Source organism: Pseudomonas sp. B19125 (assembly GCF_044218855.1).
Classification (GTDB): domain Bacteria; phylum Pseudomonadota; class Gammaproteobacteria; order Pseudomonadales; family Pseudomonadaceae; genus Aquipseudomonas; species Aquipseudomonas edaphica.
Genome location: NZ_CP162589.1, coordinates 5,755,656 through 5,767,705 on the forward strand (window position 1 = coordinate 5,755,656; position 12,050 = coordinate 5,767,705).

Genomic DNA, 12,050 nt, shown 5'->3' on the forward strand with positions numbered 1-12,050 from the left:
TTGACCATTAAGCGCAAGAAACGAAAGTCCGATACTCTTAGTGGTATCGGACTTTATTTTACTCTAGAGACTGAAACTGCAGAAATCTTCACCTGCTGTTATTCGAGGGTTTCCTATCCGGCACTTTGCTGAGAGATGCTGAAGATAATAAAAAGTCGCGTACCGCGCAACACTCATTACTACTGGCATAATCCGAATCATATGTCTAGGCTTTTTCTTCAGTAACAGCGAACAATGAACGCCTGTCGCACACTACTCGCCGAACAAAGCAAACCCTCCCTCACGACTCATTTCCAAAAAACCATCACTAATAAAGAAACGGGCGTCATGCTCTCACTTGCCTATGCATCGTGCGTTCAGCTTATAACCACAATAGGCAGGCCCATTTCTGTTTGTCGCCACCTCAGAAAACGATTCGAAATAAAGAACTAACCAAAAAAATATAAAAAACTGTCAATCCTGACAGTATCCGATGCAAAAAGGCACGCGGTAACCTGAAATTACTTTGCGATGAATATCGCCCCCCCAAAGAGTAAATTTCTGGAGCCTGTCCTAAATGACAACTCAAACCGATAGTCGGCAAATCCCTATCTACTCCCGGCCAGACATCCATGGCATCGACCCGCTAACTGGATATTTTTGCTCAAGCATTTTCGTCGCAACACTAGTTGGAAATAACGGCCTTGGCCCGGTATTAGATCTAAAACTCCATTATTTGCCCAACCAGAATGGTGAGGGTTGCGATGCGGGTTTTGGAGATTGGCGCTTCAGATTCAGCCATGCTAGGAAAGAGCCGCACAACGAAGAAAAAACTGGAAAAATCTTTCTAAACGATGCCGAAGTTTGGAAATGGGACGGCCAATCAAATATTTACTTACCCACAGCAATTATTAAAAACAACGCATCAGAAAAAAAATTATCGATTGCGTATAAAAACGGCCAAACTGAAATACTAGACGGAAGTTTCAGCACGCGCTTAATGGGGGGCATAGACTTCAATATTTATTTGCCCGAAAGGATAATTTCCCCCCTAGGCAATGAACTCATTATAAAATGGGAGACACCTACCGGCCCTCAAAATGCTTTCCCTAGACTCAGTTCAATTAGCGACGAATCAAAAACCTTATTAAGCGCAACATACACACAGAAAGAAAACAAACTTACAGCCACTCTTACCGTCTTTCCAGACACCCTAGAAAGCTATACCGTCACATTTGAGACTGATACGGAAACAGTCGGCCTTTCGCCTAACACGCCCGTCCACCTAAAGAAAACATATAACAGTAAAACAGACAGCACAACCGAATACTCACATGAAACCGTCGTAGCATCAAAGTACCAAAAAAGCGCATTAATAAAAAAAATAACTTACAACTCTTCCGCGACAGAAGACATCACTTATACTGAAGGAAAAGTTTCAAAACACATCATTACAGATAGCAATAAAATCCTAGTACAGTCCAATGCATATACTTACAAAAGCAACAATGGGACCCTGATAACATCCGTGACAGATCTTGATAAAAAAACAGTAGACCACCACTACACTTCCAATGGCCTCCCTATTAAAGAAGCCACTTTTCTCAATGGTTTGCTGGTCAAAGTTGTTGAAGTCGAACGAGCAGAGGTGATAGATAAGGCTCTCCAGACGAGCGCATCAAAGGACGTCATTCCTGTAGGTTTGCAAGTCACTACTACTACCACGTATTCAAATGCCTCACCGTTTACTCGAACCGAACGCAGCGTCATCCGCTTTGACACGCTAGGCAATATTATTTCCAAGACAGAAAATGGAATAACTACCGAATGGACATACTATCAAGGCATGCCGAAAGAAGAAGATCTTGTCACAACAAAACACATTCAGAGCAAAGGTTTTTTTTCTACTGTTGCAGCGATATTTGAATACTCCAGCCCTATAGGTTGGGGATTTTTACTTTTTGCAAAAAGAGGATTAACTTGGGGAACAGCAGAACATCACACGCTAACTCTATCTCCTGTACTTACCGACAACGGGAAAGAAAAATTCAATCTTCCTGTCAAAATTTCTTGCCCCGGCGACCCCAATTATTTTCGCGTTTATCTTGAGTCCGAGAGAACCTATACATTAGACAGCAACAATAATCGCTCATACTTAAGCTGCACTTATTACGGCTACAGTGCCTTACCAGTCAAAGGTAAGATGGTTAGAGGGCCGGCGGTAAAACCTTCACTAAAGTTGACTATACACAATCCTCTAGCAGATAAGGACGGCAAGCTAAATTCCTGGCAAGATAGCAAAATGCTCTTAGAACAAACTAAATACATCAATGACCCCACATCGACTGAACATGGCCGGGTATCATCAAGCGACCAGAGTATTCTTGACGCGTCCGGCCAGATTATCCCTCTTTCAGTTTTGGCAACAACGTTCTGCTATAGCCTATTTACAGGCGATAGTGTGCAACTCATCACCACTACGACAATAAACATAGGAGGCACTCTTACCACTACGCAAAAAGATTCTCAACTGGCACTTACAGGTCAATTAATTTCATCTACTGACCCGTATGGAAACACCTCAAGCTATCAGTATGATAAACGCGGCCGTCTAATTCAAAAGAAGAATGGTGCTCCAGGGACCACAACAGAAAACACTACAACTTTCTATTATCAAAAAAATCCAGATGGAACGACCGTTGACAGAACTAATACTGTGGGGGAAAAAACTCGGGAGTTTTTCGACAGCCAGGATCGTCACATCAAAACTGAGCGGATACACCCCACAGGAAAGCAGAATAAGGTCACCGAATTAACACAAATTAAAAAGACTTATGGGCGCATGGGGCGTATTGACTCCATTACCGAAAACGACTATCGACCTGATGGAACATTGCTTTTTACACGGACACGTACCATTGATTATGACGGCTGGGGAATGGCATCCGGAGTCACGTGGTCCGACGGTGCTAAAGAAGGTTACAGCCATAATAATGTGTGGGAACAGTACACACACTGGAAATCTTTGGGATCTCAATCCAGCTCAATAACAACCGTCGAATCAGGGCTACCGCATGGCGAGACCCAACAGGAAATCTTTCATTCTGCAAACGGGCAGAGTTTACGCACTCGGAGTAGGACCTACGACGCCAATAGAAGACTCATTAAGGAGTCTTCATCCGACAGGCCCGAACTGGCGTTCGCCTACGACCCTTTTGGCCGGCCGACACGTATTGCAGTCGGCAATGAGATAATGATCAATAAATATGCTAACCATACAACAGCGACAACTGCCAGTCAGGCTCAAGTAGAAGACAATTTGACAAAGGCTGCTTTCACCTTGGGTTCTCGCCAGGTTGATAGATTAGGGCGCGTGGTCCAATCAAGTATTGGTGGTCGCAAGTCCCAATTTACGTACAAGGGCAATACTCACTGGGGCAAGTCTGACTCTAAGCTCAGTAACTTTAAGCAACCCCATCCCTGCATCCTGACAGTGACCCATGATCCAATCAAAAATGAAACTATCGAAACAACCATAGGGGATGCCAAACCTGATGGCAAAAATACTACACGCAGTATTAGCTACATTCGATCCATGCGTGGTCTTTTGCTGAGCGAAACCGACGTATGGGGTACTAACACCGCATTCATCTATGACGACTCTGGGAGATTAACGGGGTCATCCAGCGCGTTATGCAAGTTGGAGCTCAGCTATAATATTAATGGTCAATTAACAGAAGAAACTCTGACCGACCTTGGCGGCTGTGAAACGATGTACACGAAATATACTTATGACATTCATAATCGCGAAATCCAACGCACCTTTGAATGCGAAGGCTTTGCCAAACTAACGCTCACGCTGGAGTACGACAAGAAAAATAAAATTAGTAAAATGGGACTTTACCAAGATATTCACCTCCTGCGCCTTGAAAAATTTACTTATGATACGCAAGAAAAATTATCTACCTACACCTGCGAGGGCACTCGTAAACCTGTTAATCCAGAGGGTGTCACACTTGAGGCCCAAGCGTACACGTATGACACACTCGGCAACTTATCGAGCTGCACAAATACATACAATAAAGAAAAACTCATCAACTCTTTTACCTATGACACTACCGACCATACACGTCTAAACAAGTCTTCTCGCACTCGACTCGACAAGAGCAATAGCACTTGCATATTTTCATATAATGACAATGGTTATCTCATCGATAACAATGGTGAAAAACTAACATACAATGACACAAATCAACTTGGGAAGCTTTCTAACTCCGAAAACGAATACACTTATTTTTACAACAATGTTGGCCAGGTGGTCGGGTGCCAAGGCAAAAATTACTTTGAAAATTTCTTTTACAAAGGAGATATACAATACGCTAGAGAAAGCACCTTTAAGATAAATGAAAAACAGATTAACTGCACTTCCACTGTGCTTAATTCTAGCGCCAGCTGCTTATTAAAAATAGACGTACAAAGCATCGATGATGCGCCTCCCACTACCAACTCAAGTTTCGAAATCAAAGACTTAAAAGGCACAGTAATTGCTAGCTACGACCTGCAGCGCCAAAGCATCACCTTTTTTGACTACACACCGTTCGGTTATCGCCCACTCCTTTGGGAAAACAATTCTTGGATTGGCTTCAATGGTCAACCCATTGACAGAGTCAGTGGCTGTTATCACTTGGGTAATGGTGTTAGGGTCTACGACCCTTTCCATGAACGTTTTCAGTCGCCAGACGACAAATACAGTCCATTTGGTGAGGGGGGTGTGAACAATCGCAGCTATTGCCACAACGACCCGGTGAACTATACAGACCCAAGTGGGCATGCCGAAATTGTTAATCAATACACTGTAATTACCCACGCCCCCGCAATAGAGGACCCTGTCGTCCAAGCGGCGTTGGTCGGGATAGTCGGTATCGTACTGGCACCATTTACCGGCGGCGCATCGGTCGGTTGGGCTGTTGCGGCTACAGGCCTTGCTGTAGCGTCGGCGGGGTTTGGAATTGCATCGGCGGCATTACAAAAAAGCGACCCTATGCTAGCAGATGCTTTCGATACGCTCTCGTTAGGGACGGGATTCGTCAGTGCTGGCGTCTCGGGCTTGGGGGCCAAACTAGGATCAAGAACAGCGCTGACTGCGGGCACAAGATATGTAGAAAACAGTGTGCCGCTGTCACAACGTATCGTACGACGAGCAATAACTCGCAGAGGAAACGTGCCTGCTGGCCAGATACTAGGGGGAACAGTAGATTCGGTACAGGGCGGAATGGCTGTCAGCTCCACATTCGAACTTTACAGTGGTGGGGTAAATAGTAGGATTTTGTATATCGATGCTCACGGCACTGCAATGCAGGCTCAACACCTGCTTCCCCCTCAGACTGCTGAGTTTCAATTTCGCTCTGCACTAGGTGTCAAAGCCGCCGATGTTGGTACCAACTGGCAGGAGCGTGTATTAGGCCGTACTGCTTTCCGACATGCACCAGGTGCATCAAACATACCCAACTACATATTGGATGAATTCACTATAGCGGAGCACTTGCACGTCGGCTCAATCCCCGCAAGTTCTACTCTAACACCCCAGGCCATACTATCTAGTCTAGCGCAACAACTGGAGGCGGACTTACTACGCCCCACTAGCACAGTGCTTCTCAGCGATCTGCTTAACGAACTCACTCGTCAAGGATTCAGTTATGATCGAATCGTAGGAAACTTCTGCCGAGGTAATATGCCTTACAACACATCCGAATTCGAACAAATCATTCGAAGAACTTTGGGGATTTTTTAAAACTTACAAGAAGATAAACGATTAAAAATCTCGTGACGGCTACCAAGGCAGTTAATAGTTGAATTGGCTTATCGAAACCGTACACAAACTGGCGCAACGATTAAATCTCAACACTTACCGCTGTGAGGGAGCATCGATTTCGCCATTCCATATGTCGCGCAGTTTAAATTCTCGATATTTGACAATGCCATTCTTCGCCGGGGCACTACGAAGCGTGTATCGAAAAGCGCCCTAAAAGCGATATCGACTAGCTCAAGAGCCTGATGAGGGGAACCACGAAGTTCGCGTCAAGATTAACGTCGGCCTTAGTAAGCCACTGGCAGTGCCAGTGAAGAACACGAGTCGCGAGGAACAGCACAGGTCAACCGAGAATGGGGCGTAAATCAAGAAACTGGTGAAACTGGAGTCGATCACCTCGTTGACTGCCTGCGAGATGAAAGTGCTGGTGCCAACGGCCGGTTTAATCGATAAGAGCACGGAACCCGCGCGTATTGATAAGGAAATTGCGCGTCTGCAAGGCGAAGTGCAGCGAGTGGGCGGCAAGCTGTCCAACGCGGCGTTCGTCGACAAGGCGCCGGCGGAGGTGATCGATAAGGAGCGCGCCAAGTTGGCTGAAGCTGAACAGGCTCAGGGCAAGTTGGCGGAGCAACGCAGTCGGATTGCCAGCTTGTAAGTCAATGCTGGAATAAAAAGAGAGACCTTCGGGTCTCTTTTTTTGCGCAAAATTAACTGGTCTAACTATGGAGACACTTAAGCGCGAAAAGTTATAAAAAACTGTCAACATTGACAGTATCAACCCACTGGAAAGCGGCATTACTCTGAAACAAAGCTCTCTGCCGTGCATCATTTTGAAGCACGGAGGCAGCCTACTTTTTAAGGAGTTTCCAGATGGCTAATTCGACAGCTGTTAAACAACGTGTCGTTGACGAAGGTAGCCCGAATATTCATGGGGTCGACCCCTTTTCGGGCGCATTTTGCACATTTATCCCGATAGCTGAATTAGTTGGAAATAATGGGTTGGGCCCGACTTTGGATCTGAAGGTTTACCACACGTCGGGCCGCGGCACTTACTACCTCGAAAATTGTAGTATCCGATTTAACCATGCTTATTTTTACAAAGACCGTCTACAAGAAATTCGGGACAACAATTTCGGCAAAATTTACTTAGAGAACGGAGCCAGTTGGACATGGGACGGAAAAAGCGATATTGCCTTACCCCACGTCGTTATCAGCCGGGATAGCGAGCAACTTAAATTCACACATAAAAGTGGAAAACAAGAACGTCTTACCAAATTCCGAGCCCCCTCATCCAACCTGCAAATAGAGGAAGGCTATTATCTTCCAACTACAATAAGTTCACCCTCTGGGCATAAAATTTACCTCCAATGGGATTTGATTAAAGAAACCAACTCACTCATAAGCCTGTGGCTCCCACGCCTACAGTCAGTATCCGACGAGTCAGGAACCCTATTGACCGTTGGTTACACCATGCTCGGCAGCATAATGCAGGTCACTTTCGATGTATGGCCAGGAACCAACGACAATTACACGATGGATTTTCAATTTACCGAGGGCTTGTTGAGTACAGTACGGCAGAGCAACCAGATAGACACGACAGCGTTCGAGTACACCGGCTCTATCAGCAAAATAAAACACAGCAGCGGACTCACGGAGGCAATTAGTTATCAGAACGGCAAAGTTTCCAACCACCTTATTACCGACAACAACGCGACCATCATACAAAACAATCAATATATTTACACCACCTCAAAAGGCAACCAAATCACCTCAGTAACGGAGATAGGCAATAAAAAAACTGAATATCAGTTTTCGACCAACCGCCTACCGACAAAAGAAACAACTTGGGTAGATGGCTTATTATTGAAAACCGTTGAGTTAAGTAGAACCGTGAAAAACGGAGGGACTGTCCTCACGGGTGCCGCTAATGACCCCCTCCCAGACCGTATTGAAAGCACCACTAGCACGACCTACACCAACCCCGACCTGACCGCTCGCACGGAAGTCGTCGTTATCACAATGGACACCTTAGGCAACATCATTTCAAAGACAGAAAACGGCGTAACAACGGAGTGGACTTATTATCGGGGAATGTTGGAAGAAGACATACTCGTCAAAACAGAAAGAGTTAACACTCCCACAACGCCTTTGAGTGTTATTGCGGCCATAGGTGATTACGCAAACCCTATCGGCTGGGGATACCAGCTGTTCGGTAAAGCCGGGTTGACCTGGGGTACACGTGAGCTGCGCCAAAAGGTTATTTCGCCTTACGTCACCAGTAACGGTCAACAGACCTTCAACCTCCCGGTGGCCATTCGTTGCCCTGGCGACCCAAATTACTTCAAGGTTCACGTCGAATCCGAAAAGGTCTATACCCTGAACAACGGCCAACGGACTGACTTGCAGTGGACCTTCTACAGTTACGATGGGCTGCCGGTCAAAGACGCCCTGGTAAAAGGTCCAACCCTCAAACCTTCGAAAAAATTGACAATCTATAACCCGGTTGGGGATGCCAATGGCAGGCTCTCATCATGGGCGAACGGCAACATGGTGCTTGAAGAGAATACTTATGATACTGACATTAATTCACCTCACCATGGGCGGTTATTGAACAGCACACAATCTATCCTTGACGCCGCCGGCAAGGTCGTTCCGGGCTCTGTAGTCAGTACTGCGATCGGCTACGGGCTTTCCAACAATCAACTCACTACAACCACTTATGTGACCGCGGGCACTGCACCTGCAGTCACCGGAACTCAAGTCATTCAAACGCTCACCGGCTTGCTTCAGGCCCACATTGATGCCCAAGACAATACGACCCTTTATGAATACGACGCGCAGCGCCGTATAATCCAACAAACCGTATATGCCGGCGAGCCCGAGCTCAAAGGCACGACCACTTTCACCTACGTAGACGCTGGCACCGAAACTCAAGTAACGCGTACCAGCCCGTTCGGAGAACAAAGCAGAGACGTATTTGATACGTTGGGCCGCCCCATCCGAAACGAGTGGCTACACACTGATGGTTCATGGCTGAAGTTATACGAAATAACTTACGACGCCCAAGGTCGAGAGGCGTCCACGACACAATTCGACTACACCGCCAATAAAACGCAATTGCCCCCGCAAACACGTAACTTCAGCTATGACCGCTGGGGGCAGCTCTCAGAAATCAAGTGGGCCGCGAGTGGTGAGACCGAGAATTTTTCGTACGACCCGGTCAACCGCAAGACCTCAACCTGGGTAGCACAAGGCAGTGAAACGGGCGGGCGCACCATACAGGTATTCGACGAACCCGGTGGAGAACAACGCCACGAGTCGTATCTTCATGCCAATGGTAAGTTCGTGAGCTCACAGACGTATCGCTACAACGCCCTAGGTCGTCTGACCACCGAGACTTCAAGCGAGGCATATGCGACTCACCGTAATTACGACGCTTTTGGTCGCGTAAGCCGTGCGGAAACCGCCGGTATCACAACGATTAATGACTTTCCTGCCCATATCCAAGCACCCGTAGCGACAGCTGCCAAGCTGGAATCCAGCGGCCAAACAGTTTCACTGGGCACCCAGACAGTAGATGGCCTGAGCCGCGTGACGGCTACCGTACTCGGCGGCACTAAAGTGAACTATGCCTATATCGGCAGCGGGAATTGGGGCAAAGCAGATACTCAACCCAGCGCAACGAACACCTCATCTACTCGCATTAAGCTGAGCAATGCTTGGGACGCGCAAACCCGTACCCTTACTGAAACCATTACCGGAGGCATTCACCGAGGTAGTGATTCAACTACCTCTCAAGCAAGATACGAATACTCCATTCAAGGCCTCTTACTACGATCAACTGATGCGTTCGGTAACAGCACTCAATACACTTACGACACCCAAGGCCGTCTACTGAACAGCGCCAGCGCAACGCTGACCGTAGACTTTATATATGGCCCGCTAGGTAGACTGGAATCCGAAACATTGAATGATCTAACCCATGGTAAGACCATGACGACTGCGTACACTTACAACGCATCCGGTCAAGAAATTCAACGTCAATTCAATGCCACAGGTTTTCCACCCCTTACATTAAAAACAACGTATACCACCTCTTTAATCGCTGAAATGGAAATACTGCAAGGTGCATCACTGTTGCGCAAGGAAGAGTACCGTTACGATTTCAGAGGGCAACTCGAAACCTATCTGTGCAGCGGCCCCCATAAACCCTCCACGCCTGACCGCTATGTGATTGACCGACAGGATTTTATATACGACATGGCCGGCAACCTGATTCAATGTACCGTGACAAGCAATGGCAGTACGTTTATCGATAAATACACATTTGGGGCTGCAGACCCCTGCCAACCTCAATCCACTACACTTCAGAGAGGTACGACTCAACAAACCCATTCTTATAAATATGACAGCCTTGGTTATGTTATAAATAAAGACGGCTTCCCACTCACTTACAATATCCAGGGTCAATTAACCGTTCACAGTGACGCACAACAACGTTTCGACTACCATTACGACAACATTGGCCGACTCGCTGGGTGCTCAGGTACGGGCCACTACGACCAGTACTATTATAAAGATGACTTCCAATACGCTCGGAAAGGTGTATTTAGCAGCAATGGAGTTTTTAGCTACCGCACTTCTATTTTGATGAACCAGAGCACTTCCTGCTTATTGCTGCAGCAGAGTATCAACCAAGACAGCAACATGCCAACAACAAGCCGCAGTTTCGAGATAAAAGACATCAAAGGCTCGGTGATTGCCAGTTACGACCTGTCTACCAATTCAATTTCATACTTTGTTTACACGCCATACGGCTATCGCCCTCATACCATCGATCAGCGCTCGTGGGTTGGGTTTAACGGCCACCCCATGGACAGCGTTACCGGTAATTATCCTCTGGGGAACGGAGCGAGAGTCTACAATCCCGCGAAACAAAGCTTTGACGCTCCTGACCCTATCAGTCCGTTTGGTGCAGGTGGATCAAATCGATATCGGTATTGCAGCAACGACCCGGTCAATAAAAGTGACCCCTCTGGGTTCGCGGAGGTCTTGAACCAATACTCTGTCATTACCCACGCGCCAGTGATCGAAAACCCGGTTGTAGCCGCTGTGGGGATCGGCGTAATCGGTATCGCACTGGCACCCTTTACCGGCGGTGCTTCAATAGGGTGGACGGTAGCAGCGGTAGGTTTAGCTACTGTGTCCGCGGGCTTTGGTATCGCCTCTGCGGCACTACGAGAAAGTGACCCTGACCTCTCAGAAGCATTAGGTTGGGCTGCACTCGGGACCGGTCTGCTCGAAGCAGGCGCAGGCGCCGGGCTAGCTTTGCGCGCTGCAAGAGCAGGGGCAAAGGGGGCAGCCAGGGAAACCAGTCTCGCGTATCAACACAGCAGCATAGCCAAAGGCCAGATGGGCGTTGAAACGCTGACCGTTAAGACACGGAGTCTTGGTTTTCACAATGGACCCGCTTCATATGAGCTTTACAGCGGAGGTCCGAACGCTACTAAAGCGTATATTTACAGCCACGGAGCGTCGCGTGCCGAGAAGTTCCGATTCGCTCTTCCATCAGGAGTGGACCTTCATTTTTTCGCACCTAAAGGCGCGTCAATTGCGACAGATGATAGCCGATTGCTACAGCATCTTTCGGGAAGGCTGAATGGAAACTATATAAGCAAAGCACACAATTCACTTAACCCCAAATTAGCACCCGACTATATCTTGACCGAGTTCAAGCCTAAATACATGGTAACCAACGATATTCTCAAAACGCCGCAAGACCTGGACAAAGTAATGAAACAATTAGCAGCGGCCCATAGTATCGATATTATTCGCCCAAAGGGTCAGATACCGCTCAGCGAATTGATCACGTCACTTCAAGCGCAGAACTACAAAAAAATATATGGCTCGTTTTGCCGGGGTCCTATTCGGGATTTCGTTGGCGTCGCAGAAATCAAAAGAATAAGACACTCAAAATGGCGCATGTTCGTACTGGACATGGACGCCTCATTGGCTAATCGAGTTTAACCAAGCAACATCTCCTACTCACGATGGAGACCTCGCTAACACCGCGCTCCCGATGCACTCGGGAGCCGGCATCGGCCTGATACACGCCGCCACCAAGTTGAAAGTGCACCCCCTAAGGAAGGTCTGAAGTACCCACCGTTTTTTGATCCGCTCTTTGCGTGAGGTTCAAAAAGCGCTGATTCGGTCGAATCATTAGACCTTTCCACTTCTTAATTCATGATTTTCCTCTAAGTCG

2 protein-coding genes and 1 pseudogene are annotated in these 12,050 nt (G+C 47.3%); all 3 read left to right on the forward strand.

Features of this window, described 5'->3' with window-relative positions:
- The first annotated feature begins 556 nt into the window (after positions 1-556).
- The 3 genes and pseudogenes from AB4P96_RS26340 (at position 557) to AB4P96_RS26350 (ending at position 11,815) form a co-directional block, all read left to right on the forward strand.
- The gene (locus tag AB4P96_RS26340; RefSeq protein ID WP_395600286.1) at positions 557-5,770 is read left to right on the forward strand and encodes an RHS repeat-associated core domain-containing protein; all 5,214 of its coding nucleotides are present in this window, start codon (positions 557-559) and stop codon (positions 5,768-5,770) included.
- A gap of 268 nt (positions 5,771-6,038) precedes the next feature.
- Positions 6,039-6,443 (forward strand): annotated as a pseudogene (locus tag AB4P96_RS26345) (valine--tRNA ligase); the annotation flags it as partial.
- A 215-nt stretch (positions 6,444-6,658) separates the two neighbouring features.
- The gene (locus AB4P96_RS26350) at positions 6,659-11,815 is read left to right on the forward strand and encodes an RHS repeat domain-containing protein (RefSeq protein ID WP_395600287.1); all 5,157 of its coding nucleotides are present in this window, start codon (positions 6,659-6,661) and stop codon (positions 11,813-11,815) included.
- Positions 11,816-12,050: the final 235 nt, after the last annotated feature.

Bases quoted from the DNA above. Each gene is read 5' to 3' on its own strand.
- AB4P96_RS26340 (WP_395600286.1), top strand. From the start codon at position 557: ATGACAACTCAAACCGATAGTCGGCAAATCCCTATCTACTCCCGGCCA.
- AB4P96_RS26350 (WP_395600287.1), top strand. From the start codon at position 6,659: ATGGCTAATTCGACAGCTGTTAAACAACGTGTCGTTGACGAAGGTAGC.